General features: G+C 65.2%; 27 protein-coding genes. 14 read left to right on the forward strand and 13 right to left on the reverse strand.

Translation table 11 applies throughout. The features are described 5' to 3' along the window. Positions 1–20 precede the first annotated feature (20 nt). From IVB41_RS25045 to IVB41_RS25060, 4 genes are all read right to left on the reverse strand, one after another. Positions 21–1,358, reverse strand: coding sequence for a copper oxidase (locus IVB41_RS25045; RefSeq protein ID WP_247357240.1), 1,338 nt, complete (start codon positions 1,356–1,358; stop codon positions 21–23). 13 nt (positions 1,359–1,371) lie between these two features. Continuing rightward, complete coding sequence (locus IVB41_RS25050) at positions 1,372–2,793, reverse strand: TolC family protein (protein ID WP_247435937.1); 1,422 nt, start codon at positions 2,791–2,793, stop codon at positions 1,372–1,374. 9 nt (positions 2,794–2,802) lie between these two features. Beyond that, positions 2,803–3,087 (reverse strand): hypothetical protein, encoded by a 285-nt coding sequence (locus IVB41_RS25055; RefSeq protein ID WP_247435939.1) that lies wholly within the window; start codon positions 3,085–3,087, stop codon positions 2,803–2,805. Between the two features lie 79 nt (positions 3,088–3,166). Next, entirely contained in the window at positions 3,167–3,613 is a 447-nt protein-coding gene (locus tag IVB41_RS25060) for a hypothetical protein (protein ID WP_346770869.1), read from the reverse strand. Between the two features lie 152 nt (positions 3,614–3,765). Between IVB41_RS25060 and IVB41_RS25065 the strand changes: the two genes are divergently transcribed. Continuing rightward, entirely contained in the window at positions 3,766–5,031 is a 1,266-nt protein-coding gene (locus tag IVB41_RS25065) for an MFS transporter (RefSeq protein ID WP_247435945.1), read from the forward strand. Here IVB41_RS25065 and IVB41_RS25070 read toward each other — a convergent pair. After that, complete coding sequence (locus IVB41_RS25070; protein ID WP_247357237.1) at positions 5,028–5,429, reverse strand: DUF4864 domain-containing protein; 402 nt, start codon at positions 5,427–5,429, stop codon at positions 5,028–5,030. The two genes, IVB41_RS25065 and IVB41_RS25070, sit on opposite strands and share 4 nt — an antisense overlap. 66 nt (positions 5,430–5,495) lie before the next feature. Further along, positions 5,496–5,912, reverse strand: coding sequence for a cupin domain-containing protein (locus IVB41_RS25075; RefSeq protein ID WP_051462822.1), 417 nt, complete (start codon positions 5,910–5,912; stop codon positions 5,496–5,498). 108 nt (positions 5,913–6,020) lie between these two features. On the opposite strand from IVB41_RS25075, the gene IVB41_RS25080 reads away from it, so the two are divergent. Then, positions 6,021–6,911, forward strand: coding sequence for a LysR family transcriptional regulator (locus IVB41_RS25080; RefSeq protein WP_247435948.1), 891 nt, complete (start codon positions 6,021–6,023; stop codon positions 6,909–6,911). 2 nt (positions 6,912–6,913) lie between these two features. Here IVB41_RS25080 and IVB41_RS25085 read toward each other — a convergent pair whose 3' ends face one another. Further along, positions 6,914–7,555, reverse strand: a complete 642-nt coding sequence (locus IVB41_RS25085; RefSeq protein WP_247357266.1) for a TetR/AcrR family transcriptional regulator — start codon at positions 7,553–7,555, stop codon at positions 6,914–6,916. A 232-nt stretch (positions 7,556–7,787) separates the two neighbouring features. Here IVB41_RS25085 and IVB41_RS25090 point away from each other — a divergent pair, with 232 nt between their 5' ends. From IVB41_RS25090 to IVB41_RS25100, 3 genes are read left to right on the forward strand one after another with little or no spacing between them, the layout of a single operon-like run. Further along, positions 7,788–8,285 carry a (2Fe-2S)-binding protein gene (locus IVB41_RS25090; protein ID WP_247282581.1) on the forward strand — a complete coding sequence of 166 codons (498 nt, stop codon included), beginning with the start codon at positions 7,788–7,790 and terminating at the stop codon, positions 8,283–8,285. Next, entirely contained in the window at positions 8,282–9,343 is a 1,062-nt protein-coding gene (locus tag IVB41_RS25095; RefSeq protein ID WP_247435951.1) for a xanthine dehydrogenase family protein subunit M, read from the forward strand. Before IVB41_RS25090 ends, IVB41_RS25095 begins: the two co-directional genes overlap by 4 nt. Then, positions 9,330–11,585 carry a xanthine dehydrogenase family protein molybdopterin-binding subunit gene (locus IVB41_RS25100; protein WP_247435954.1) on the forward strand — a complete coding sequence of 752 codons (2,256 nt, stop codon included), beginning with the start codon at positions 9,330–9,332 and terminating at the stop codon, positions 11,583–11,585. Before IVB41_RS25095 ends, IVB41_RS25100 begins: the two co-directional genes overlap by 14 nt. Before the next feature lie 40 nt (positions 11,586–11,625). Here the strand turns inward: IVB41_RS25100 and IVB41_RS25105 are convergent, their stop codons facing one another. Then, a complete protein-coding gene (locus IVB41_RS25105) occupies positions 11,626–11,778 on the reverse strand; it encodes a hypothetical protein (protein WP_197031157.1) in 153 nt (50 codons plus the stop codon). A gap of 140 nt (positions 11,779–11,918) precedes the next feature. Further along, a complete protein-coding gene (locus IVB41_RS25110; RefSeq protein ID WP_007606338.1) occupies positions 11,919–12,467 on the reverse strand; it encodes a cupin domain-containing protein in 549 nt (182 codons plus the stop codon). 149 nt (positions 12,468–12,616) lie between these two features. On the opposite strand from IVB41_RS25110, the gene IVB41_RS25115 reads away from it, so the two are divergent. Further along, positions 12,617–13,945 (forward strand): aspartate aminotransferase family protein, encoded by a 1,329-nt coding sequence (locus IVB41_RS25115; RefSeq protein ID WP_247435957.1) that lies wholly within the window; start codon positions 12,617–12,619, stop codon positions 13,943–13,945. 70 nt (positions 13,946–14,015) lie between these two features. Continuing rightward, positions 14,016–15,281 carry a D-amino acid dehydrogenase gene (locus IVB41_RS25120; protein ID WP_247357233.1) on the forward strand — a complete coding sequence of 422 codons (1,266 nt, stop codon included), beginning with the start codon at positions 14,016–14,018 and terminating at the stop codon, positions 15,279–15,281. Between the two features lie 100 nt (positions 15,282–15,381). On the opposite strand, the gene IVB41_RS25125 is transcribed toward IVB41_RS25120, so the two are convergent. Continuing rightward, the gene (locus tag IVB41_RS25125; protein WP_247435960.1) at positions 15,382–16,056 is read right to left on the reverse strand and encodes a helix-turn-helix domain-containing protein; all 675 of its coding nucleotides are present in this window, start codon (positions 16,054–16,056) and stop codon (positions 15,382–15,384) included. Positions 16,057–16,236: 180 nt separating this feature from the next. Between IVB41_RS25125 and IVB41_RS25130 the strand changes: the two genes are divergently transcribed. Genes IVB41_RS25130 through IVB41_RS25145 form a run of 4 tightly spaced genes read left to right on the forward strand, consistent with a single transcriptional unit; the run spans position 16,237 to position 19,707 of the window. Continuing rightward, positions 16,237–16,995 carry an ABC transporter substrate-binding protein gene (locus IVB41_RS25130; RefSeq protein WP_247282586.1) on the forward strand — a complete coding sequence of 253 codons (759 nt, stop codon included), beginning with the start codon at positions 16,237–16,239 and terminating at the stop codon, positions 16,993–16,995. Between the two features lie 31 nt (positions 16,996–17,026). Continuing rightward, a complete protein-coding gene (locus IVB41_RS25135; RefSeq protein WP_007600584.1) occupies positions 17,027–17,680 on the forward strand; it encodes an amino acid ABC transporter permease in 654 nt (217 codons plus the stop codon). Continuing rightward, a complete protein-coding gene (locus IVB41_RS25140) occupies positions 17,677–18,408 on the forward strand; it encodes an amino acid ABC transporter ATP-binding protein (protein WP_027516072.1) in 732 nt (243 codons plus the stop codon). Before IVB41_RS25135 ends, IVB41_RS25140 begins: the two co-directional genes overlap by 4 nt. Before the next feature lie 12 nt (positions 18,409–18,420). Further along, the gene (locus tag IVB41_RS25145) at positions 18,421–19,707 is read left to right on the forward strand and encodes an FAD-binding oxidoreductase (RefSeq protein WP_247435964.1); all 1,287 of its coding nucleotides are present in this window, start codon (positions 18,421–18,423) and stop codon (positions 19,705–19,707) included. A 2-nt stretch (positions 19,708–19,709) separates the two neighbouring features. On the opposite strand, the gene IVB41_RS25150 is transcribed toward IVB41_RS25145, so the two are convergent. The 3 genes from IVB41_RS25150 to IVB41_RS25160 form a co-directional block, all read right to left on the reverse strand. After that, entirely contained in the window at positions 19,710–21,299 is a 1,590-nt protein-coding gene (locus IVB41_RS25150) for a gamma-glutamyltransferase family protein (RefSeq protein ID WP_247435967.1), read from the reverse strand. A gap of 244 nt (positions 21,300–21,543) precedes the next feature. Further along, positions 21,544–21,720 (reverse strand): hypothetical protein, encoded by a 177-nt coding sequence (locus tag IVB41_RS25155; RefSeq protein ID WP_247357227.1) that lies wholly within the window; start codon positions 21,718–21,720, stop codon positions 21,544–21,546. 9 nt (positions 21,721–21,729) lie between these two features. Next, a complete protein-coding gene (locus IVB41_RS25160) occupies positions 21,730–21,963 on the reverse strand; it encodes a DUF6894 family protein (RefSeq protein ID WP_007606355.1) in 234 nt (77 codons plus the stop codon). A 206-nt stretch (positions 21,964–22,169) separates the two neighbouring features. Here IVB41_RS25160 and IVB41_RS25165 point away from each other — a divergent pair, with 206 nt between their 5' ends. From IVB41_RS25165 to IVB41_RS25175, 3 genes are all read left to right on the forward strand, one after another. Continuing rightward, positions 22,170–24,242 carry a PQQ-dependent sugar dehydrogenase gene (locus IVB41_RS25165; RefSeq protein ID WP_247435970.1) on the forward strand — a complete coding sequence of 691 codons (2,073 nt, stop codon included), beginning with the start codon at positions 22,170–22,172 and terminating at the stop codon, positions 24,240–24,242. Further along, positions 24,199–25,140, forward strand: coding sequence for an SMP-30/gluconolactonase/LRE family protein (locus IVB41_RS25170; RefSeq protein ID WP_247435975.1), 942 nt, complete (start codon positions 24,199–24,201; stop codon positions 25,138–25,140). Before IVB41_RS25165 ends, IVB41_RS25170 begins: the two co-directional genes overlap by 44 nt. Before the next feature lie 126 nt (positions 25,141–25,266). Next, the gene (locus tag IVB41_RS25175; protein WP_247435978.1) at positions 25,267–26,292 is read left to right on the forward strand and encodes a histone deacetylase family protein; all 1,026 of its coding nucleotides are present in this window, start codon (positions 25,267–25,269) and stop codon (positions 26,290–26,292) included. Positions 26,293–26,312: the final 20 nt, after the last annotated feature.

Genomic DNA, 26,312 nt, shown 5'->3' on the forward strand with positions numbered 1-26,312 from the left:
GTGGTGGTTCATCGAAACGCTCACATCTTCATGTTCTTCATCGGCGGTCCGCCTGGTTGTTGCCGCACGGGCTCCGGGGCCGGCGGCGTGACTTCGTAGGCGACGGTGCCCTGCGGGAATTGGTAGGGGCCCGGATCGCGATAATCGTCGCGAGCGAGGCCCTCGCGGATTTTCATCACGGTGAACATGCCGCCCATCTCGATCGGGCCGAACTGACCGGTGCCGGTCATCATCGGCAGCGTGTTGTCGGGCGCGGGCATCTCCATGTTGCCCATCGCCATGCCGGTCGAGCCCATCGCCATGCCGTCAGGCGCGAGCTTGCCGACGGCCTTGGCGAGATCCTTGCGCGACACCCCGATCATGTTGCGCATGTCGTGTCCCATCGCATTCATGGTGTGATGCGACTTGTGGCAGTGAAACGCCCAGTCGCCGGGGTTGTCGGCGAGCACGTCGAACACTCTGACAGCGCCGACCGGTACGTCCGTCGTCGTCTCCGGATATTGCGCGCTCTCCGGAATCCAGCCGCCGTCGGTGCAGGTCACCGCAAAGCTGTGGCCGTGCAAATGGATCGGATGGTTGGTCATGCTGAGATTGCCGATGCGCACGCGCACCTTGTCGCCGAGCCTGACCGGCAGCGGATCGATGCCGGGAAACACCCGCGCATTCCAGGTCCACATGTTGAAGTCAGTCATCTCGTTGACGCGCGGCAGATAAGTGCCGGGATCGACGCGATAGGTGCTCATGACGAAGACGAAGTCGCGGTCGACCGGGCGAAAGCTCGGGTCGCGCGGATGCACGACGACCATGCCCATCATGCCCATCGCCATCTGCACCATCTCGTCGGAATGCGGGTGGTACATGAAGGTCCCGCTCTTCCTCATCTCGAACTCGTAGACGAAGGTTTTCCCCGGCTGGATGTGCGGCTGCGTCAATCCGCCGACACCGTCCATGCCGCTGGGAATGATCATGCCGTGCCAGTGCACGGTGGTGTATTCGGGCAGTCTGTTGGTCACGAAGATGCGGACCTTGTCGCCCTCGACGGCCTCGATCGTCGGGCCCGGCGACTGGCCGTTATAGCCCCACAGATTCACCTTCATGCCCTCGGCGAATTCGCGCACCACGGGCTCGGCGACGAGATGAAATTCCTTCCAGTCGCCGTTCATCCGGAACGGCAGCGACCAGCCGTTCAGCGTGACGACGGGGCGATAGTCCGGCCCACTGATCGGGTGCAGCGGCGGCTGCATCACCACCTTGTCCATGTGCGGGGCTTCCGGAATGGAGGCGGCCTGTGTGCGGCCGCTGACGACGGATGCGCCGGCGAGCGCGGCGCTACCCAAAAATCCTCGGCGGGAAAACATGTTGGCCTCCATGTCAGTGACCGCCATCGGCAGGCGCTGCCGCGGCGAGAGTGGTTGAATTGTCGCCGTCAGCGGGCGCGCCGCCGCCGTTCACGGCGGTCTGCAAGTCGGATTGGGCAAGGAAAAATCTTTGCCTGGCATCGATTGCGCCGCGCAGCGACGCGAGCCGCTGTCGCGCCTCGGTGAGCAGCGCGAAAATGTCGACCTGCATGCTGGAGAAACGGAGCTGCATCTCCTCGGTGATGATCTTTCGCAAGGGGATGATCTCGCGCTGATAGTGGCTGGCGATGTCGTAGCCGGAGCGATAGACCCGATAAGCATCGCGCGCCTCGGAGCGTACATTCACGGCGCGTTCGGTCAGCCGGTTGAAGGCGAAATTGTAGGTCTCCGCCGCCTGCCGCACCCGCACCTCGCCGCCGTCGAAGATGGGGATCTGAAACTGCACGTCGAAGCCGCGCTCGCGGAACGGCGCGCCTTCCGGATCCCGGGTGCGGCGGGAGATGCCGGCGAGATCGAGCAGTGTCACGAAGCGCGTCGCCTCGGTGAGGTTCAGCGACTTCGCCAGCGCCGTCAGCTCGAGCCGCGCGATCTGCAGGTCGATGCGATGGGCGACCGCGTCGGCTTCAATCGACGGCAAAGCCTGCGGCCGGCGCGGCAGCGGCGGCAGTTGATTGGGCAGCCGGAAGTCGAGGCCGCCGTCCCACAGCCCCATCAGGCGCGCCAGCTTTTCGCGCGCGCTCGTCGCCGTCTGTCGCGCGGTGGCGAGGTCGGCGGTGGTTTCGGCGTAAAACACCTGTTCACGGGCCTGATCGAGCTTGTTGATCGAGCCGGTTTCACCGAGCTTGACCGCGAGCTGTGCGGTCGATTCCGCCGTCGCCTTCGCATCCGTCAGCAACGCCACCATCTCGTTGCCGCCAACGGCGCGCCAATAGACGCGGCGGACATCGGCGGCAAGCCGCAACGTCGCGAGGCTAGCTCGCAATTGCGCCTGGCGGAAACGGTCGCGGGCGATCTCCGAGCGGAACGGCAGGCTGGCGAGCGCGAGGATGTCGCCGACAACTTGACGTTCGATTTCGCTGGCGCCATTGCCCGAGATCCGCGAGACCGAGAACACGGGGTTGGGCGGCAGGCTCTGCTCGACGAGATCGGTCTCGGCCAGCGCGAGCTCGTTATAGGCGGCTTGAAGCCCCTTGTTGTTGAGCAGTGCGATCTGCACGGCGGTCTCGACGCTGAGTGTTCGCGACAGCAGCTGGCGAACGCGCGCGTCGACCGCGCCGGCTCCCTCGGCCGTCCGCACGAAGGCGACATCCTTTTTGATGGTCTGGCTCGTCAGCTCCGAGACGGCATTCATGCCGCTGTCGGGCGAGAAGGCCGCACAGCCCGACAAGCCGAGCGAGGCAAGAACGAGCAGGCTTGGCGCGAGACGGTGTGTCATGGCGCGCTCCTACCGGTCTTGTTTGGGTTGCGGCGCGACGCTCTCGTTGCGCTCGCGCCAGGATGCCGGCGTCGCGGGCCGCAGGCTGGTGTAGGGCGCAATCATCGAACGATAGCCGGCGCGCGCGACCTTGGCCGTGGGATCGGCAGGATCAGCGCCGGCGACTTGTATCGTTGCCGGCATGCAGCCGGATAACGCCAATGCAGTCGCGGCCAGCAGCGGCCAATCGAATGGAAAGTGTCGTCCCCGCGCCGCGAATGCAGCGGCGGACTTCGCCCCGGAAAGCGTAAGCATGAGTCATCCCTGATCTGTCTGGAGACCACAGGCTCGCGCGCGCGGATGCGCGCTCGGCCTGACGTCGTCGCGTGTCAGATCAGGCGATGGGAGGGCGGTAGTGCAGGGGCGGCGCCGCGCTGTGCAGGCTGGCCACGATCTCGGGCGAGCAGGCGGAAACCGGCTGAAGCGGCTTTGCGACGCTGGGCAGGTCGGCCGGCAACGCGCTCACGCACATCATCGCGCAGCACGGTCCCGCCATACCCTTGCCGCCGTGATGATGAGGGGCCGGGGGCACGTCCTGCGCGGCGGCCTGGTGATGCGCATGCGGCCCGGCGTGGTCATGCGAGGCGCCGTCATGCGTGTGGCCGGCCTGCATCTGGTGATGCACCGGCACGCGGTCGGCGACAAGCGCGTCGTCGAGGCACGGTGCTGGAGCGCTACCCCAGGCGAGGCTTGCGGCCGGCGCGAGCACGCAGAACAGATAGGCGAGGGCAATAACGCGCCCCACCCTGATCCGCATCGATCGTGTCAATCGCAGCAACATTCCGCCGACATGCTCTTCGCGCGGCAATGTTGCACGCGCTGATTTGCAAAATAATGACAAAACGCGCGTTCGCCAAGCTCCATCTTACCGCAGTGCACCGTGCATGCCCAATATCGCGCCACAATGGTTGACCCTGTGGTGATCCGCGGGCCATGGTCCCGCCCGTGCACGCACCAAATCAATCAGGACAAACACCCGAAGCATTCACCCCTGATTCGCGTCAGGCCTGGGTGCGCCTCGTCATTGCGCTTCTGATCGGCTCGATCGGCGGCGTCGGCATGTGGGCGATCGTCGTCATGATTCCTGCGGTGCAGGCCGAATTCTCCGCGACGCGCGGTGCGGTGTCGCTGGCTTTCACCCTGATGATGTTCGGCTTCGGGCTTGGCGGCGTCATCGCCGGCAGGATCACCGACCGGTTCGGTATCGTGGCGGCGATGGCGATCAGCATCGCCTTCCTCGGGGTCGCCAATGTGCTGGCGGGTCTGTCCACCCAGCTCTGGCAGTTCGTGGCGGCGTATTTCCTGATCGGGCTCGGCACCTCCGCGACCTTCGCGCCGCTGATGGCGGAGGCCTCGCACTGGTTCGAGCGCTATCGCGGCCTGGCCGTGACCATCGTCGCGAGCGGCAATTATGTCGCCGGCACGATGTGGCCGCCGCTCGTGAGCACGGGGATGCAGACGATCGGCTGGCGCTTCACTCATATCGGCATCGGCCTCGTCTGCGTCAGCCTGATGACCATCCTGGTGCTGGTCCTGCGCGCGCAGATGGGCCACGACAAGGTCCACGATCATGCCAATGCAGCGCCGCCGCGGGTCGACCTCAAGCTCTCGACCAACACGCTGACGGTGCTGCTCTCGATCGCCAGCATTTCCTGTTGCGTCGCCATGGCAATGCCGCAAGTGCATATCGTCGCCTATTGCGGCGATCTCGGATATGGCGTGGCGCGCGGCGCCGAGATGCTGTCGCTGATGATGGCCTGCGGCATCGTCAGCCGGATCGGCTCGGGCTATCTCGCCGACAAGATCGGCGGCATCCCGACGCTTCTGATCGGTGCGCTGGCGCAGGGCTTCGCGCTCGTATTCTACCTGTTCTTTGACAGCCTGACCTCGCTCTATCTGATCTCCGCGATGTTCGGCCTGTTCCAGGGCGGCATCGTGCCGAGCTATGCCATCATCGTGCGCGAGGCGATGCCTGCGAGCGAGGCCGCAACCCGAGTCGGCATCGTGATCTTCGCGTCCGTGTTCGGCATGTCGTTCGGCGGCTGGGTCTCGGGCGTCATCTTCGACGCCACGGGCTCCTACGCAGCGGCGTTCACCAACGGCGTGGCGTGGAACGCACTCAATATCGGCATCGTGTTGACGCTGCTGATCCGCTCGCGGATGAATGCCGTCAGGACCGGCCCGGGTTTTGCGACCTAGACTGCCTGTCCCGCCTTCAGCAGCGAACAACCCGTGATCTTGTAGCTGCCGTCCGCCTGCTGCTCGAGCGTGTAGAGCGCTTCCCAGGCTTCGCCATTGGCATCGATGATATGGACGTGCTGGGCAATGCGGCTGCCCTCGCTCTTGCTGTCGCCAAATTCAAAGCTCTTGTGCCGATAGACCGGCGGGTAGCCGTTTTGCACCATGGACATGAAGATGTCGGGCGCGGGGAAGATCTCCCGGATCGCCGGCGCGGCGTAGGAGTAGGCCGCGCGCGCGTCGTCGCGGCCGAATGCCTGCTCCTGGGCGCGGATGATATCCTGTGCCGTCGCGACATCGTCGGCGCGTGCTGAAGCGCCAGCCAGCAGCGCAAAAATCAGGACAAGGAGCACACGCATGGCAAAACCTCGCTTGGTCATCCCGGTCAGCGAGGATATCGCCACGCGGATGTTCGGGCAAACAGCCTAATGCGACAGCGGGTCGAGGAAAGGCGTGTCGACCGCGCTGACATAGAAGATCACGACCCTGGTCTCGCCCGTCGTCCGATTGTAGCCGGTCATCGCCACGTTCGGCGGTTCCACCATTGCCTCGCCGGCCTTGACCGTCAGCGGCGGCTTGCCCTCGAGTTCGAGTGTGAAGGCGCCTTCCAGCACGTAGACGGTCACCGGGAAGCGGTGGGTATGATGGACCGTCTTGTCGCCCGGCTTGAACGACGCGGTCATCACCCGCACGGACTGCTTCTCGTCCTTCGGCAAGCCCTCAACCACTTGTTGAAGCACCAGATTCGGTTTGGCGATGTCCTGTGTCCGATGGTCCTGCGCAGTGGCTGCGGTCGACCATCCCAGAACGATTACGGCGCCGAAAGTGAAATGGGGGCGCATCCAAAGTCTCCATTCTAAAGTCGCTGAAGACACCAACCTAGGTGCCGCGGTTCGGGCCCGGCAGCCGCAACATTGCGGCCGGCGGCCGCAGAAGTGCATAATCGCTCCATGTTCGACTGGAACGACCTCAAATATTTCCTGGCGGTCGCGCGGCATGGCAGCACCATTGCCGCCGGCAAGGCGCTCGGCCTCAGCCAGTCGACCGTGCAGCGGCGGCTTGAGGAGCTGGAGCGGCGGGTCGGCCGCGCACTGGTGATGCGTCAGCCGAGCGGCTACCGCCTCACCGAATTCGGTCACATCATGCTGCCCTATGCCGAACGGGTCGAAGCCACCATTGGCGACTTCCAGCGTCGGACGGCTGACGCCGAGCAGGACATGAAGGGTGTGATCCGCGTCACCTGTCCCGAGCCGATTGTCGCCCGGCTCATCCAGTCCGGCCTCGTCGGCGACTTTCACACGCTGCATCCCTCGCTGCGGGTCGAATTCGTGATGAGCGATGGCTATCTCGATCTGTCGAAGGGCGAGGTCGATATCGCTTTTCGCTCGGGCGATACCGACGACGAGCTGGTCGGACGCAAGATCGCCGAGTCGATCTGGGCGGTTTACGCCAGCCGCGACTATCTTCACCGGCACAGCAGCCCGGATCGTGTCGAGGACCTCACGTCTCATTTGCTGGTCGGGCTGGACGAATCCCTCTCCAAGCACCGCGCCGTCACATGGCTGAAGGAGGTCGCGCCCAATGCTCAGATGGCTGCGCGCGTCAACAGCGTGCTTGGCCTCGTTTCCGCGATCAAGTCCGGCGTCGGCATCGGTCCGCTTCCCGTCGCGCTCGGCGATGCCGAAGCCGATCTCGTGTGCGTCCTTGGCCCGATTCCGGAATTGACGCGAAGCTGGCGCATCCTGACGCATCCCGATCTCCGGCGTGTACCGCGGATCGCGGCCTTCTTCGACTTCATCGTGCATCACCGCGAGGCACTGAGGCCGATCCTGACAGGGTGACGCTATCGGTTCCGCTTTGCAGCCGGCTTCGCGGGCTTTGCGGCCGCGCGGACCTTAGCCTTCACGACAGGCTGCACCCGCAACCCGTCGACGAACACGTCGAGCATCCGCAGCACCGAGGATTGCCAGCCGGGCTGGTCGTGCATGTAGCACATGCCGAAGAACGCGCGCAGCAAGTCCTCAGGACTTATGTCTGCGCGCATCGCGCCGGCCGCGGCTGCGCGATCGAGCAGCGAGCCGATCGCCTTGGTCAGGCGCTCAAAGGAAAAGGCATGCAACTCCGACCCGCTCTGCACCGCGAGTGCCAAGGCTGCGACCATGCCCTTTTTGGTGGCAACGAACTCGACGCCTGAGTGCAGCCAGCGCCTGAGCGCATCGACCGGGTCCCCGTTCTTCAACTGCTCGGCGAGCTCGCTGAGCTGTTCGACCTCGCGCCGGTACACCGCCTCGAACAAATCCTCGCGCGTCGGGAAATGCCGATAGAGCGTGCCGATGCCGACGCCGGCACGTTTTGCCACCGCCTCCAGGCTCGCCTCGGGACCACCCGCGTTGAACACGGCCTTTGCCGCCTCAAGCACGCGCTCGCGATTGCGCACGGCATCGGCGCGGGGCTTCCGGGTCTGGTCGGTGGTGTGGTCGTCCATCCACGCAATGTAGATCACGAATTGGTTAGATTGAACCCTTACGGGGCTGCATCGCGTTGATGCGCACGGGCTTTTGACGAATTCCAAATATTTCCCGCCGGCCCTTGTTAAGCGGAGGCTGCCTCCGTATCTTCGCTGAAGTCGTTGCCGATGTTCGGAGCGCATGTCGACGGCGGCCACGGCGGTGGCGCGCTGCGCGATCACTCATGTCCATATCTGATCGGAGCCTTATATGAACCACTCCATCAGCCTCACCGTGAACGGTGCGCGGCGCGACTTCGTCCTCGACGATCCGCGCGTCACGCTGCTCGATCTCCTGCGTGAGCGCCTCCATCTGACCGGAACCAAGAAGGGATGCGACCGCGGCCAATGCGGCGCCTGCACCATTCTCGTCGACGGCAAGCGCATCAACTCCTGCCTCGCGCTCGCGATCAGTCATGACGGCGCCGACATCCTCACAATCGAAGGCATCGCGCGCGGCGACCAACTTCACCCCGTGCAGGCCGCCTTCATCGCCCATGACGGATTTCAGTGCGGCTTCTGCACGCCCGGCCAGATCATGAGCGCGATCGGCATGATGAGCGAGGCGCAGGCCGGCAACGATCCCGAGCGCATTCGCGAATGCATGAGCGGCAATCTGTGCCGCTGCGGCGCCTATGCCGGCATCGTCGATGCCGTGCTCGACGCGCAGGCCGGCATGGACGAATCCAACCAGAGGCGCTCCGCATGAAGCAGTTTGATTACGTCAGGCCGGCCACGGTCGCCGAGGCCGTCGCCGCCGCCGCGCAGCCGGGCGCCGCCTATCTCGCCGCCGGCACTAATCTGCTCGATCTGATGAAGGGCGGCGTCAGCCGTCCGGATCGTCTGGTCGACGTCACCCATCTCGACGGCCTCGATCGGATCGAGCGTCTCGCCGACGGTGGTATGCGTATCGGCGCACTGGTGAGCAACGCCGATCTTGCGCATGACGCCGACTTCGCAAAGTCCTATCCGGCCGTCGCCGAAGCGCTGCTCTCCGGCGCATCGGCGCAATTGCGCAATGCCGCGACCGTCGGCGGCAATTTGCTGCAACGGACCCGCTGCGCGTATTTCTACGACACCGCCAGCCGCTGCAACAAGCGCGAGGCCGGCAGCGGTTGCGACGCGCGTGACGGCGAGAACCGCACCCACGCCGTGCTCGGCTGGAGCGAAAACTGCATCGCAACGCACCCATCCGACTTCTGCGTACCCTTGGTCGCGCTTGACGCCATCGTCGAGATCGAAGGCAGGAGCGGGCGGCGCGAGATCGCGCTCGACGAACTTCATCGCTTGCCCGGAGATACGCCCGAGCGTGAATCGGCGCTTGAACCGGGGGATCTGATCGTGGCGGTGCGTCTGCCGCCCGCTGCGCAGGGCTTTGCCGCGCATGTGCGCTATCTCAAGGTCCGCGATCGAACGTCCTACGCGTTTGCCGTCGTCTCGGCTGCGGCCGCGCTGCGGATCGAGAACGGCAAGATCGCGGAGGCGCGGCTTGCGCTCGGCGGTGTCGCCGCAAAGCCCTGGCGCGCCCGCGCTGGGGAGGACGTGCTCAGGAACGTCGCGCCCACGGTGGACGCTTTCCAGGAAGCCGCCTCGCGCGCGCTCGCCGACGCAAAACCGTCCGGCGACAACGCCTTCAAGATCGAGCTCGCGCGCCGCATCATCGTGCGCGCGCTGAGCCTCGCTGCCGCCGGTACGCCCGTGCGCATCCCCGCGCTGCCGGCCTCTCCCTTTGCCTCGACGTCCGGAGCCATTCATGCCCGAACTTAATCTCACCAGCGCGCCCGCTCATCTGCGTCACGGCTCGAACATCGGCCAGCCGTTGACCCGCCGCGACGGGGTCCTCAAGGTCAAGGGCCAGGCGACCTACGCCGCCGACAATCATCCGCCCGGCATGCTGTTTGCGGTAATGGCCGTCGCCAGCATTTCGCGCGGCCGCGTGACCTCGCTCGATGTCAGCGCTGCCAAGCGCCACCCCGGCGTCGTCGATGTCATGACGTCAGACCACAAGCCTGAGCTCGCGATCGACCCCGAGATCAAGACCAATCCTTTCGTGTTCCGGATGGAGGTGTTGCAGAGCAACGAGGTCCGCTACGCCAACCAGCCGATCGCCGTCGTGATCGCCGAAACGCTCGAGGCGGCCACGGAAGGCGCCGCGCTGCTGGCGCCGCGCTACGAGACGCTGCCTGCGCTCATTGGGCTCGATGCGGGTGAAAGCTTCGTGCCGCCGGTCGTCGGCGTCGGCAACCCCACGGAAAATCATCGCGGCGATGTGGAGGCGGGACTTGCGTCGGCCGAGAAGCGTATCGACGCGGTCTACGAAACGCCGCCGCAGTATCACAATGCAATGGAGCCGCATGCGATCGTGGCTGCCTGGGATGGCGACAACCTGCAGATCGACATGCCGACGCAGGGTCTCATGCTGTCGCTGGCGCGTGTTGCCGAATTGTTCGGCATCGCGCACGACAAGATCCACATCCGCAGCCCGTTCCTCGGCGGCGGGTTTGGCTCGAAGGGACTCATGGCCGGCCCGCCGGTCCTCGGCATCATGGCGGCAAAGCTCGTCGGCAAACCGGTCAAGCTGGTGCTGCGCCGTGAGCAGATGTACGGCCCGGTCGGCCATCGCGCGCCGACGCGGCAGCGGCTGCGCATCGGCACCGATGGCGAGGGGCGCCTGACCGCGCTCGATCACCACGCGCGCACCGTGTCGAGCACGTTCGACGATTTCTACGAGCCCGCGGCCGATGCCTCGCACACGCTCTATGCGGCACCTGCGATCCGCACCTCGCATGACGCCGTGCGTGTCAACACGGGTACGCCTTTGTTCATGCGCGCGCCCGGCGAGGCGACCGGCTCGATCGCGCTGGAGAGCGCGATCGACGAGATGGCCTGGGACTGCGGCATCGATCCGCTCGCCTTTCGTCTGAAGAACTATGCCGAGGTCGAGCCCATCACCGGCAAACCGTTCTCGTCCAAGGCGCTGCGCGCCTGCTACGAGCAAGGCGCTGCGCGCTTCGGCTGGGCGAAGCGACCGCTCCAGCCGCGGCAGATGCGCGACGACGATGGTCTTCTGGTCGGCTGGGGCATGGGTACCGCGACGTTCCCGGCGCTGATGTTCCAGGCCGAGGCACGTGCCGTGCTTCGCCGCGACGGTTCCGGTGCCATGGAGATCGGCGCGCATGACATGGGGCAGGGTGCCTGGACGGCGCTGGCGCAGATTGCGGCCGACGAACTCGGGCTTGATATCGACCGCGTCGAGTTCAAGGCGGGGTCGTCCGACCTGCCCGACGCCGGCATTGCCGGCGGCTCCGCGCATACCGCGACCGCGGGTGCCGCGATCCACAGCGCAGGCGCGGCCGTGATTGCGAAACTCGCCGATCTCGCCACGAGTGACGAGCACTCGCCGCTGTTCGGCGCCGGCAACGCCGGCGTGATCGCGCGCGATGGCAGGTTGATCCGGCGCGACGACGAGAGCTGCGGCGAAAGCTACTCCGAGATTCTTGCCCGCGCAGGCATGGCCGAGGTCGAGGCGCGCGGCACCGGCGCGCCGAATCCGACGGCGATGGAGGAGTATGCGATGCACGCCCATGGCGCGGTGTTCGCGGAGGTGAAGGTCGATCCCGAACTCGGCCAGGTCCGCGTCACCCGCATGGTCGGCGCTTTCGGCGCGGGACGGATCATCAACCCGCGCATGGTGCAGAGCCAGCTGTTCGGTGGCATGATCTGGGGCCTGTCCTTCGCCTTGCACGAGGAAGCCATCACCGACCGCCGCACCGGCCGGATCATGAACGCCAATCTCGGCGAGTACCATATCCCGGTGAATGCCGACGTGCCGCCGCTCGACGTGATCACGGTCGATGAGCACGATCCGCACGTGAACGCGCTCGGCATCAAGGGTGTCGGCGAGATCGGCATCACCGGCAGTGCAGGGGCAGTCGCTAACGCCGTCTGGCATGCGACGGGCGTGCGTGTCCGCCGCTTCCCGATCCGGATCGAGGAGTTGCTGACGTAGCCTTCAAGCAGCGGCGGGCGGGCCCGTCCCTCCCCGCCTGCTAGTGCAGCTTCTTGCGAAGAGCCTTGAGCGCCTCTCGCTGCGACTCGATGTAATTCGCGATGGTCTTGCGCAGCTCCTCCGAATGGAGCTTGTCGCTGTCGCGCTGCACTTCATCGAGTGCGGCCTCTGCATTTGCGAGCGTGATCTTCATAGCGAGCCCTGTTACGAAGCGGCTCCGGAAAGCGGAGGCTGCTTGGCTATGGCTCGAAACATATAGAGGATCAGGCTGCGGAAATTGAGATGGCTCAACCTCCGTAAGATACCGGTGGCTCCGTAGGATTGCGGACAACTTCAAAACGTCGGCGGTGTGCAGGCCGAGATCACCTCGCACGGCTTGCCGCCGACACAGCGGAAGCGATGCGGGCGACGGCTTTCGAAGTAGTAGGCATCGCCCGGATTGAGGATGCGGCGCTCGTCCTCGACGGTGACTTCGAGCTTTCCTGAAATCACAATGCCGCCTTCTTCGCCGTCATGGACGAGGTGAACGCGTCCGGTGTCGCTGCCGGGCTCGTAGCGCTCCTTCAGGATTTGCAGGCTGCGACCGAATAGATTGTCGCCGACTTGCCGATAGGAGATCGGCTTCTTGCCGACCTCGGTCAGCTCTTCGCCGCGGTAGAAGATCTTGCGCCGGCTCTCCGGCTCCAGCGCGAAGAATTCGGCGAGCCCCATCGGAATGCCGTCGAGGATGCGCTTCAGCGCCCCCACCGACGGGTTCATCTGGTTGGATTCGATCAGCGAGATCGTCGAATTGGTGACGCCGGCGCGTTTGGCGAGTTCGCGCTGCGACAGCTTCTGGCGCGCCCGGATGAATCGCAGCCGTCCACCGATATCGACGCTCATGTCCCTGGCCCGTGTTGCAAGTGTTGCGGATCGCGCAAATATGGACCGGCGGGCCTAGTCAAATCAATGGCTTGCAGCTCATCAGAAAAGGACTTGTTGCGCTTTTCAAGCCGTGCCTCTGGTACCAGGTCAGCAAAGGAGCGTGGCCCGTGACCCTTCATCAGATTCCGAACACGATCAAGACCGACTCGTTCTGGATGCCGTTCACGGCCAACCGGCAGTTCAAGAAGGCGCCCCGCCTGTTCTCCTCGGCCGAAGGCATGCACTACACCACTGTCGACGGCCGCAAGGTGATCGATGCCTCCGCCGGCCTCTGGTGCGTCAATGCCGGCCACGGCCGCAAGCAGATCGCCGCCGCCGTCGAGCGCCAGCTGATGACGCTGGATTTCGCACCGTCGTTCCAGATGGGCCATCCGCTGGCATTCGACTTCGCCGAGCGTCTGGCCGAGATCGCGCCGAAGGGCCTCGATCGCATCTTCTTCACCAATTCCGGCTCCGAGTCGGTCGACACCGCGCTGAAGATCGCGCTCGCCTATCATCGCGCCAACGGCCAGGCGAGCCGCACCCGCCTGATCGGCCGCGAGCGCGGCTATCACGGCGTCGGATTCGGCGGCACCTCGGTCGGCGGCATGGTCGCCAACCGCCGCGCCTTCGCCACCCTGCTGCCGGGCGTCGACCACATCCGCCACACCCACGATCTCACCCGCAACGCCTTCGCCAAGGATCAGCCCGAGCATGGCGCCGAGCTCGCCGATGATCTCGAGCGGCTGGTGGCCCTGCACGGCGCCGAGACCATTGCTGCCGTCATCGTCGAGCCGGTGCCGGGCTCGACTGCGGTGTTGCCGCCGCCGAAGGGCTATCTCCAGCGCCTGCGCGAGATCTGCGACAAGCACGGCATCCTCCTGATCTTCGACGAGGTCATCACCGGCTTCGGCCGGCTCGGCACGCCGTTCGCCGCCAATTTCTTCGGCGCCACGCCTGACATGATGACGACGGCCAAGGGCATCACCAACGGCACCATTCCCTGCGGCGCCGTGTTCGCGAGCCGCAAGGTTCACGACGGCCTGATGGTCGGCCCGGAGAACGCGATGGAGCTGTTCCACGGCTACACCTATTCGGCGCATCCGGTCGCCTGCGCCGCGGGCATCGCCACGCTCGACATCTACAAGGACGAAGGCCTGCTGACCCGCGGTGCGTCGATCTCCGAATATTGGCGCGATGCGCTGCATTCGCTGAAAGGCTTGCCCAATGTCGTCGACATCCGCAATTGCGGCCTGATGGGCGCGGTCGAGTTGTCGCCGCGTGACGGTACGGTCGGCGTGCGTGGCTACGACGTCATGGTCGACTGCTTCAATCGCGGGCTGTACTTCCGCATGAGCGGCGATAGCTTTGCGCTGTCGCCTCCGCTCATCGTCGAGAAGAGCCACATCGACGATATCGTGTCGATCCTCGGCGATGCCATCAAGCGGGTGGCCTGATAATTGCTCTCGCCGTTGCGGAGTTCCCTCTTGCAGCGGCGAGCGTGATGCCGCGGGAGTTTGACCAAGCGTGAAAGTTCTGATCCTCGGCAGCGGTGTCATCGGTGTCACCTCTGCCTACTACCTCGCACGTGCCGGCCATGAGGTGACGGTCGTCGACCGTCAGCCCGAACCGGCGCTCGAGACCTCCTTTGCCAATGCCGGCGAGGTGTCGCCCGGCTATTCCTCGCCCTGGGCCGGTCCCGGCGTACCGGTGAAGGCGGTCAAATGGCTGCTGATGAAGCACGGCCCGCTGGTGATCCGGCCGAAGCTCGATCCCGTGATGTGGGTCTGGCTGCTCAAGATGCTGCGCAATTGCACCAGCGAACGCTACGCGATCAACAAGAGCCGGATGATCCCGATCGCGGAATATAGTCGCGATTGCCTGCGCGACCTGCGCCGCGACATCGGCATTCAATATGACGAGCGCTCGCAGGGCACGCTGCAGCTGTTCCGCTATCAGGCCCAGCTCGACGGCACCGGTGAGGACATCGCCGTGCTCAAGCAATACGGTGTGCCGTTCGAGGTGCTCAGCCGTGAGGGCTGCATCGCGGCCGAGCCGGCTCTGGCGGGCGTGAAGGAGAAGTTCGCGGGCGGACTGCGTTTGCCGCAGGACGAGACCGGCGACTGCCACATGTTCACGCAGGCGCTGGCCAAGCATGCCGAAGCGCTCGGCGTGCGCTTCATGTTCAACACCAGCATCGACCGCATCGTCACCGACGGCGGGCGCGTCAGCGGCGTCGTGACCAGCGCCGGTATGTTGCAGGCCGACGCTTACGTGCTCGCGCTCGGAAGCTGGTCGTCGCGGCTGGTCGCGCCGCTCGATATTTCGCTGCCGGTCTATCCCGTGAAGGGCTATTCAATCACGGTGCCGATCAAGGACGCTTCCGGCGCGCCGGAATCGACCGTGATGGACGAGAGCTACAAGGTCGCCATCACGCGCCTCGGCAATCGCATCCGCGTCGGCGGCACCGCCGAAATCTCGGGCTTCTCGAGCCAGCTCTACGAGGCGCGGCGCGCCACGCTCGATCACTCGCTGACCGATCTGTTTCCGCGCGGCGGCGATCTCTCCAAGGCAACGTTCTGGAGCGGCCTGCGCCCGATGACGCCCGACGGCCCGCCCGTGATCGGCTCGACGCAGTACGCCAACCTTCACCTCAACACCGGCCACGGCACGCTCGGCTGGACCATGTCCTGCGGCTCCGGCCGCGTGCTCGCCGACATGCTGTCGGGCAAGAAGCCGGACATTGATGTGAGTGCGCTGACGGTGGACCGGTACAAGTACCGGTTCGGTTAAGACTCTATCCTCCCGTCATTGCGAGCGAAGCGAAGCAATCCAGACTGCCTCCTCGGAAAGACCCTGGATTGCTTCGCTTCGCTCGCAATGACCGCTGCCGCTACCCCGTCCCCGTCACGCAATTTACCCACAGCACCACCGCCTTGGCATCCTCGGCCGGATTTGAAAATCGGTGCGGCCTCCGGCTTGCAAACCGAAAACTGTCGCCCGTCTTCAGCGACCATGTCTCGCTGTCCACCGTCAGCATCATCTCGCCTTCGAGCACGAGGCCGGCTTCTTCGCCGTCATGGGTGTAGAGTTCGTCGCCGGTGGAGCCGCCGGGCTCCAGATGTACCAGGAATAGATTGAGCCGGTTGTCGGCGCTGGCCGGGCTCAGCAATTGCTTCGACACGCCGGTGCGCCAGAGCTTCAGTTCGGGCCGTTGCGGCCCGCGCGTGACGATTTGGTCGGATGCACCGTCGGCGTTCGGGCTCGCGCCGAACAGCGCGGCGATGCCGACGCCGAGCACGTCGGCGAGCGTGGCCAGCACGCGCAGCGACGGCGACGACAGGCCGCGCTCGATCTGGCTGAGGAAGCCGATCGAAAGCTCCGTGCGCGAGGCGACCGTCTCGAGCGAGAATTGCCTGATCCGCCTGAGATCGCGGATGCGGCGGCCGACCGCGACATCCATCGCCGGCTCGGCCGATTTGGCGAAAGCGCTGGTGCTGGCCTTGGCTTTCACCTTCACCTTTATCTGCACCTTCTTCGCCGGCTTTGCGCCGGCCGGCCTGCGCATTCTCTTGCCACCGCTCACGTCAAACCGCTTCCTTCATGTGTATGAAAACCGCTTGCAACGGCCGCGAAAGTGTGACCAAATTTTCATATTGGTGAAAATAGGCCGAAACGGCTTGGCCCGCAACGTCTGCGATGACGAGATCTGCGAGCGCCGCCATCGGCCGGGCCCAAGGGGGATGCGATGAAGCGTTTTGGTCTGGCCGCGGTCGCGGCACTCGCGATTGCCGCAGCAGCGCCGGCTTCGGCGCAGCAAGTGCTGAAGGTCGGCTCGACGCCGACAGGCATTCCCTTCACCTTCCTCGACACCAAGACCAATAGCATTCAGGGCATCATGGTCGATCTCGTCACTGAAGTGGGCAAGGATGCCGGCTTCAACGTGCAGATCGAGCCGATGCAGTTCTCGGCGCTGATCCCGTCGCTGACATCGAGCAAGATCGACATCATTGCGGCCGCGATGTTCATCACGGCGCCGCGCAAGGAGGTCGTCGACTTCTCCGACCCGATCTACACCTATGGCGAAGGCCTCGTGGTCCCGAAGAGCGACACCAAGGCCTACGCCACCCAGGACGATCTGAAGGGTGAGACGGTCGGCGCCCAGGTCGGCACCGCCTTCGTCGACGCGCTCAAGAAGTCCGGCCTGTTCGCCGACGTCAAGGCCTACGACACCATCCCCGACATCCTGCGCGACGTGAACACCGGCCGCCTCAAGGCCGGTTACGCCGACTATCCAATCCTCGCCTACAATCTGAAGCAGGGCGGCTTCCCCGAGGTGCGCCTGGTCGACGGCTACAAGCCCGTCACCGTCGGCTCGGTCGGCATCGGCGTGCGCAAGGGCGAAGCCGCGCTGCTCGGCAAGATCAATGCCTCGCTCGCCAAGCTGAAGGCCAACGGCACCATCGACAAGATCCTTGATAAATGGGGTCTGAAAGCACAGGGTTGATCGCCAGCGGCCAATCGATGAAAGCTGATCGATGAAAGGCTTCTGGCACGACGCGGCCGAATTCTTCCCGATCCTGATGAGCGGCGTCGTGCTGACGATCGTCGTCACCATCGGCTCGCTGCTGCTCTCGACGGTGCTTGGCCTCGTCTGGGCGATGATGCGGGTCTCCGGCATCCGCGTCCTGTCGCTGCTCAGCGCCAGCCTGATCAACGTGATCCGCGGCATTCCGATCATCGTGCTGTTGTTCTACCTCTACTTCGTGATGCCTGATCTCGGCGTCACGCTCAGCGCGTTGCAGGCCGCGATCCTCGGGCTTGGCATCGCCTACTCGGCCTATCAGGCGGAAAATTTCCGCGCCGGCATCGAGGCCATCGACAAGGGGCAGATCGAGGCGGCGCAATCGATCGGCATGGGCTGGTGGCTGACCATGCGCCGGGTCGTGCTGCCGCAGGCGGTGCGCATCGTGCTGCCGCCCTACGGCAACGTCATGATCATGATGCTGAAGGATTCCTCGCAGGCCTCGACCATCACGGTCGCCGAGCTCGCCCTTCAGGGCAAGCTGATCGCGTCCTCGACCTTCAAGAACACCAACGTGTTTACGATGGTTGCGCTGATGTATCTCACCATGAGCATTCCGCTGATCCTGCTGGTCCGTCACTTCGAGAAGCGGGCCGGCAAGAAATGATCGAGCTGACCGACGTCCACAAGAGCTTTGGCGAGAACGAGGTGCTCAAGGGCATCACGGCGTCCGTCCAGAAGGGCGAGGTGGTCTGCATCGTCGGCCCCTCCGGCTCCGGCAAGTCCACCATCTTGCGCTGTATCAACGGTCTCGAAAGCTACGACCGCGGCGAGATCAGCGTCGAGGGATTGAAGGTCGACCGCGACGCGCCGTCGATCGTGCAAGTCCGTACCCAGGTCTCGATGGTGTTCCAGCGCTTCAACCTGTTTCCGCATCGGACCGTGCTGGAAAACGTGGTCGAAGGTCCGCTCTATGTGAAGAAGGAGCCGCGTGCGCAGGCATTCGAGCGTGGCCGCGCGCTGCTCGCCCAGGTGGGCCTTGCCGAGAAAGCCAACGAACATCCGCCGCAGCTCTCCGGCGGCCAGCAGCAACGCGTCGCGATCGCGCGGGCGCTGGCGATGCAGCCCAAGGCCATCCTGTTCGACGAACCGACCTCGGCGCTCGATCCTGAATTGGTCGGCGACGTTCTCGGCGTGATGCGCAAGCTCGCCGACGACGGCATGACCATGGTCGTCGTCACCCACGAGATGGGCTTTGCCCGCGACGTCGCCGACCGCGTGCTGTTCATCGACGGCGGCGTCATCGTCGAGCAGGGACCGGCGAAATCGGTGCTCAACCAACCGCAGCATGCGCGGACGCAGGATTTTCTGCGCCGCGTGCTGCATCCGCTCTGATCGGTCTTCGCCATGACCACGCGCCTGACTCTGCCGCCGTCTCTCTATGCCGACACCGCCGTTGCGCCGGTGGCCACGCCGCCGCTCGAGATCGACAAGAGGGTCTCGGTCGCCATCATCGGCGGCGGCTACACCGGCCTGTCCACCGCGTTGCATCTGGCGGAGCAGGGTGTCGAGGCACTGGTGCTGGAGGCGCAGGAGCCGGGCTGGGGCGCATCCGGCAACAATGGCGGTCACACCAATCCGGGACTGAAGCACGACCCCGATCAGATCGAGGCCGATTTCGGCGCAGAGCTCGGCCGCCGCATGGTCGCGTTCTCCTACGGCACGACGAACTTCACCCACGATTTGATCCGCCGCTACCAGATCCCGTGCGAAGCACGGCAGAACGGCACGCTGCGCGCGGCCTATAACGAGGCGAGCGCCGCCGCGATCGAGACAACCGCACAGCAGTGCATCGCCCGTGGCATGCCGGTGTCGTACCTCAATCGCGAGCAATTGCGCGAGATGACGGGCACGGATCGCTACATCGGCGCCATGCTCGATACCCGCGGCGGCGATCTGCATCCGCTCAGCTATGCCCGCGGCCTCGCGCGCGCCGCGATCTCCGCGGGCGCGAAGGTGTATGGCGAAACACCCGCACTATCACTCCGTCGCGAAGGCAGCCGCTGGCGCATCGAGACGCCGCGCGCGGTGGTGCATGCCGACAAGGTGCTGCTCGCGACCAACGGTTTTACCGACGATCTCTGGCCGGCGCTTCGCCGCACCATCGTGCCGGTGTTTTCCTCGATCGCGGCCACGGCCCCGCTGTCTGACGACGTGGCCCGTTCGATCATGCCGACGCGTCCCGTCCTTTACGAGAGCGGCCACATCACCGTCTATTACCGCATCGATCAGCAGAACCGCCTCTTGATGGGCGGCCGCGGGCCGATGCGCTGGATCAGTTCGCCGCGCGACGTCGCCTATCTCATGCGATACGCCGAGCGGCTATGGCCGCAGCTCAAGGGCGTTGCCTGGACCCATGGCTGGAACAGCCGGCTCGCCATCACCGCGGATCATTACCCGCATGTGCACGAGCCCGCGGACAACATCCTGATCTCGCTCGGCTGCAATGGCCGCGGCGTCGCGCTCTCGACCGCGATGGGCGCGCAGCTGGCGCGGCGTCTGATCGGCGGCGCCAAGGCCGAGATCGACATGCCCGTCACCGGCATCAAGCCGATCCCGATGCATGCCTTCTGGCCGGTCGGCGTGACGACGGCAGTGATCGCTGGTCGCGTGCGCGACCGGCTGGGGATCTAGGCTCAGCCCTCCGCCACCGCGTCGGCCCAGGGCTGGAAGATCTCGACCGCGCCGGAATTGGTGTCGCCGTCGCGCATCACGACGCTCGGGCAGGCGAACTTCTGCGGCAAGGACTGCACCCGTGCTTCCTCATAGTCGAATCGCGCCGCGAGCGTCTCACGTGTGTCCGCCGGCAACCTGGTATCGCCGATCACGATCGCGCCTTCGCTGGCGTCGATGCGCGGTTGGTGGATCGCGGCATCGAGATCCATGCCGAAATCCATCGCAAACGACACGATCTGCATCACCGACGGCAGGATGCGGCGACCGCCGGAGGCGCCGACCGCGAGCCGTCTGCCGTCCTTGGCCTCGGCGATGACAGGCGTGTAGTTGGTGAGACAGCGCTTGCCTGGGGCGAGCGAGTTGGTGGTGCCCGGCATCGGGTCGAACCACATGATGCCGTTGTTCATGGCGATGCCGGTGTGCGGCGTGACGTATTTCGAGCCGAAGGACGACAGCAGCGTCTGCGTCACCGCCGCGATGTTGCCGTGGCGGTCGACCACGGAGAAGTGCGTGGTGCAGGAGGGCGCCAGATAGTCCGCGCCGAGCGAGCGCTTGCCGTCGGCATCCCCCATATCCTTGAGCCGCTCGCGATAAGCCGATTGCAGCGCGGCAGCATATTCGGCGTAGGCGGCCGCATCGGGCGCGCTTCCCGGCTTCAGGTTCTGCTGCAACAGGCGCAGCGCATGCGCCATGGTCGGTCCGGCCGTCAGCTCCGGCGTCGCAAACACCTTGCCGCCGCGATAGGGGATCGCCAGCGGATCGCGCAGATGGGCTCGGAACGCGGCGAGGTCCTCCACCGATAGGGCGCCGCCGTCTGCCTTGATGTCGGACGCGATGCTTCTGGCGAGGTCGCCCTGGTAGAAATCGCGCGGACCGGCGTCGGCGAGGTGCGCCAGTGTCGCCTTCAGCGCGTCCAGCGGCAGCCGCGTCTCGGACTTGATACCCCATGGCGCGCTCGGAGGCAGGCCATCCTTCAGGAACGTGGCCGCGCTTCCCGGATAGCGCCGAAGATCGGCCGCCGATGCCGCGATCGTCAGCGTAGTCCACCAGTCGACCAGCAGGCCTTCACCGGCGAGGGCGACGGCCGGCGCGACGAGATCTTTCCATGGCAGCCTGGCGTGGCGGCGATGCGCCTCGTCCATGCCGGCGACGACCCCGGGCACGGCGATGGAGCCGGGGCCGTGGATATTGCGGTCGCCCTTGACCCGCTGCCAGGGAAACAGGTCGGAAGCCGCACCTTCGCCGCTGAGCGGATAGTCGGCGGTGCGCAGGCTTTGCGGCGCGCACATGCCGTAGTCGATCACCTCATAGCGATTTTCCGCGGCACGGTAGAGCACCATCGCGCCGCCGCCGCCCATGCCGCTGTTCCAGGGCTCCAGCACGTTGAGCGCGAAGGTGGTGGCGACGATCGCATCCACGCAGTCGCCGCCCGCTGCCAGCACTTGCGCCCCCACTTCGGCCGCCCGCCGCGATTGCGTGGCGACGATGCCGCCTTTGGATGTGATGGCGGGCTTGCGGACGGTTTGGGCGTGGCTGAACTGGTGAGGCATGATGATGTCTGTGTGCTGTCTTCGGTTTGGCTTCGTTGCGCTGAGCTCCGCATTCGGCGGAACGCGCGAAGAATGGCACATCGCCCCCACCGAGAACATCGAAAGGGCGGCGTGGCATGGCTGGTGTGAAACAGGCGGGGGAGGCGCAGTCGGCAAGACGTAGATGCCAAGACGAGAATGCCCGGGACAGGCCCGGGCATGACGCATTGAGAGACCGATCAGTGGGAAGCAGGAGCCGCAGGGCTCAGCGCGCGCGATCCAGCCGGCTGGCCTGATACTTGGCGTGCCATTTCGGGCCAGGCCCGCGCATGTAGTGAAGCTCGGGGCGGTAGGGATTGCCCGCGACCCGCATCAGCGTCTGCCATTTGCTGGCGATGAAGTTCAGGGGCTGGCGGAGCAGGGTCAGTGACGCGAGCAACATGGCATCACCTCAGTGCGGCTTGCCGAGCATGGCAGTGAAGGGGAGATCGAAGATCTCCTCGCCATCGGAGCCGCTGACATGGATCACCCAGTCGCGCCAATCCTCAGCGCCGGGCGTCAGGATCATCGCGTTCATGATCTGGGCGGCACGGTCGCGCGCCTCGGTCAGGTTGGTCACGGCTGTGCCGCTGCGATCGATCAGCGTGCCGTCCAAGTTGGAGCAGTGAAAATAGACCTGGACCATATGCGTCTCCTATTGGGAGCGATTGGGACGGCAAACCGATACCATTCCAAGCCTTCGCGAAACATTCGGGTCGAGCCCGGTAAGGGAATCTACGGAGATTGGTCGGCGCCAAGCCCCCTGCCGGTTTGATCACAAGGGGGTGTTGATCAACTGGACGGCATTCCCACGGCATGGAACAACCCTGGACGGAAAGTCCGGGAGGCGCCGTGAACCACCTCACATTTTGGCGTGAAAGCCGAAGCCTGCGCGCATGCGCGGTCGCCTTGGTGGTCCTCCTGACCCTCACCTCGGTAGGCTCATCAGAACCGGTCCGCAAGAGCGGCTATGCGATCGGCACGGAGACCTGTGGCAGTGCCGATCTGGCTTTTCCCAGAATCCAGATCGACATGAAGGCGGGATTTTGCGCCGGCCTCGTCGCCAGCGAGGAGGATCGGCTGAAATTCCCGCGCTCGATCATCCAGGTGCCCGGTCGTGACCTGTTCGTGGTCGCCGATATGGCAGGCTGGGGCCATACCGATGGCCGGCTGCTGTTGCTCGACCCGCGCGCGCCCCAGGGACAGCGGTTCAAGGAGCTGCTGACTGCAATCGAGTATCCGTTCGGCCTGGTGATCGGCCCGGACAAGAAGCTCTATGCCTCGAGCGCGGAGACGATATTCCGGTTCGATCCGCTCGCCGACAATCCGCGCGACACGGTCGAGGCCATCGTCCGTCACATGCCCGGCCGCCGGATCACATTGCCCGACGGCGGCAGGCTCGACGAGAGCGCGCATCCACTCAAGCAGTTTGTCTTTGATAAGAACGGCCGGCTGTTCGTCAATGTCGGCTCGCACAGCGACGACTGCATCACGCCGGCGCCGATCACGAGATCTTGCGCGGCGGCCGAGGGCGCTTCCGCGATGGCATCGATCTGGCTGTTCACGCCGCCCCCGGGCGGTATCTTTCCGGCGTTGAAGCCTGGCGAGACCGACCCGCCGCACAGCGTCTATGCGCGCGGCCTGCGCAACTCGATGGCGCTGGCACTGCATCCGAACTTCCCCGATGCGGGCTATGCTTTCCTGCAAGGCGAGAACGGCCGCGACCTGCCCGATATTTTCAAGCCGAACGAGGAGATCAACGCGATCGAGCCGGGCAGGCATTACGGCTGGCCTTATTGCTACGATCTGTCGACGCCCAGTCCCGAATTCAGGATCGTGTTGCAGTCGGGGGTCTACAAAGCGCTGTGCACCGCCAACGCTCTCTACAAGGCGCCGTTCTCGCTGCTTCCACCGCACGGCGCGCCGCTCGCGATGCTCTATTATCACGGGGCGAAATTTCCGGAGCTCGAAGGCAAGCTGGTGGTTGGCCTGCATGGCTATCGCCCGACCGGCAGCCGCGTCATCGTCTATGACGTCGACGACCACGGCTTCCCGAAGCCCGTCCCGGCGCCGGTGTCTTATCATGTCAGCTGCGCGGCCGATCCGGCCCACAGCTTTCAGACCGAAGGCGGCGACGTCGCCGCCGCGCCGTTCGAGGAACTGATCGCAGGCTGGCACCGCGTCAACGGCGCCCGGCCGCAAGGCGCCCCGGTCGGCATGACGGTCGCGGAGGACGGCGCCATCTGGCTGGTCGAGGACAAGAACCAGACCGTGATCCGGATCGACCGCGCCGCGGGCGATGCGCCGCCGCCGTTGCCCTGCGACATGCGGAGCCAGGCGCTGATCGATCAACTGGCGGTCTTCGTGGCCAGGGACGCGCCGAACAGCGTCCGGCTCACCAATTTGCGCAAGGGCCTCGTCGAAAAGCATTGCGTCGGCTGTCACTCGGATTTCGGCCTGAAGCCGGGCCAATCTGACGCTCAGAAGGACGCGACGGTGCTTCGCTTCATGCTGGCGCAGGATGGCTGGATCTATCCTGGTGATCCCGGCTCCGGCAAGTTGCGCACGCGGCTTCGCGGGTTAGGCGCGGAGAAGCTGATGCCGCCGGGTGGCGAAGGCCTGCCGAAGGCCGAGCCTGGTTACACGCGCCTGCTCGACACGGCGGATCTGCTGGCGTCAAAAATGGTTCCAGGCATCCGGATGCGGATCAGGTCCGGCCCGCCGCAGCGCAAGTTCTTTGGCAAAACCAACAAGGAATGCGGCGAAATACCGGCCGCCAAGGTCGTCGTCGTGACACAAAGGAACGCTGTAGACAAACCCGGCTTCAGCCGCTTCTTCCGGCCGGCCGATCCCTATCTGAATGGCGAGTGCAGCGACGGCGATGGCTATTACATCCGGCAGGAATTTCTGGTGCCTGTGCAGTAGCGTTGTTCTCGTCCTTGCGATGGCACCGGTCCGAGCGGAAACGAAACTGTTCGAAAGCGTGCAGGTGACGCCATCAGGCGAATACACCTTCGGAATCGAAGGGCCGGCCGCCGATCTCGACGGCAATCTCTTCGTCGTCAATTTCGGCAAGCCCGGCACCATCGGCAAGCTGCCTGTCGGCGGCGCGGCGTCCGAGCCGTTCACGGCTTTGCCCGAGGGCAGCGTCGGCAATGCCATCCGCTTCGCCCGCGACGGCACCATGTTCATCGCCGACTACAAGAAGCACAACATCTTCGCGATCCCGAAGGGATCGACCGAGCCCGCCATCTGGTTTCACTCCGACGAGATGAACCAGCCCAACGACATCACCATCGCCCGCGACGGCACGATCTACGCGAGCGATCCGAACTGGAAAGGTCGCGAAGGCCACATCTGGCGCATCGCGAAGGGTGCCGACGGAACGGTGCAGGGACAGCTCATGTCGGCGCCGCGCGCGATGGGCACGACCAACGGCATCGACCTCAGCCCTGATGACAAGACGCTCTATGTCGGGGAATCCAGCAGCGGCCAGATCTGGTCCTACACGGTCGGCGGCAACGAGCTCACCAGTCCAAGACTCGTCAAGGCGTTTCAGCCCGACACCGTCGACGGCCTGCGCACCGACATGGCCGGCCGCCTCTACGTCGCGCGCATCCTCAAGGGCACGATCACGTTGATGAAGGCCAATGGCGCGGTCGAGCGGGAGATCGCGCTGAGGGCGAAGGAGCCGACCAATCTTGCCTTCGGCGGCCGAGACGGCAAGACGATCTTCGTCACCCAGCGTCAGGGCGGCTTCGTCGAGGCTTTCCGCACCGACCAGGAGGGCCGCGAGCACTGCCTTCAGCGCGGGCGCTGCTGAGCTTCACGAGCGATCTGCTTGCGGCGCAGGGCGGTGCGACAGGGGCGGCATTCTTCTTGCTTGCATCTCTCCGCCGCGGGGATTTAGACATCTGTGGCACCGTCAAAGCGACCACGGAGTGTTCGAGTGAAAGCCGTCCATACCGAACTGCACCGCAGCCACGATCCGCAATTCTTCCTGGTTCGCGGCGTGGTCAAGCGCACCACCGAGCAGCCCGAGCGTGCCGACCGCCTGCTCAAGGGATTGAAGGACGGCAAGCATCAACTGGTCGAGCCCAACACATTCGGGCAGGAGCCGCGTGCGCGCATCCATAGTCCGGAATATCTGTCGTTCCTGAGCGAGGCCTGGGAGGCCTGGACCGCGCTCGGCGATTCCGGCCCGGAGATGATCGGCAATATCCATCCGGTGCGCCATGCCGCGACCTATCCCACCCATATCATCGGCAAGCTCGGCTGGCACACCGCCGATACCGCGGCGCCGATCGGCCCCGGCACCTGGGCCGCGGCCTGCGCTGCGACCGACGTCGCGGTCACCGCGGCACAGATGGTGATGGACGGCGAGGATGCGACCTATGCGCTTTGCCGGCCGCCCGGCCATCACGCCTATCGCGACATGGCCGGCGGCTTCTGCTTCCTCAACAACAGCGCGATCGCGGCTGCGCATCTGCGGCAGAGGCACGAGCGTGTCGTGATCCTCGACGTCGACGTCCATCACGGCAACGGCACGCAAGGAATCTTCTATGCGCGGCCGGACGTCTACACGGTCTCGATCCATGCCGATCCCGTCGCCTATTATCCTTACGTGTGGGGCTACGCGCATGAGCGCGGCGAAGGTCCCGGCCTCGGCGCCAACTTCAACATTCCCCTGGCGATCGGCACCGGCGATGACGGCTACATCCAGGCAATGAACGTCGCACGCAAGGCGATCGAGTCCTTTGCGCCCGGTGCCCTCGTCATCGCACTCGGCCTCGACGCCTCCGAGCACGATCCGCTGAAGGGTCTCGCCGTCACCACGCCCGGCTTCCGCCGCATCGGACAGGCCATCGCGAAGATGGGCTTGCCGACGGTGTTCGTGCAGGAGGGCGGCTATCTCTCGGATATTCTCGGCGCGAATTTGACCTCGGTGCTGGCCGGATTCGAAGAGGCGCGGTGATGCTCGCTGAGTAGCCCATC

The organism is Bradyrhizobium sp. 44 (assembly GCF_023073095.1).
GTDB lineage: Bacteria > Pseudomonadota > Alphaproteobacteria > Rhizobiales > Xanthobacteraceae > Bradyrhizobium.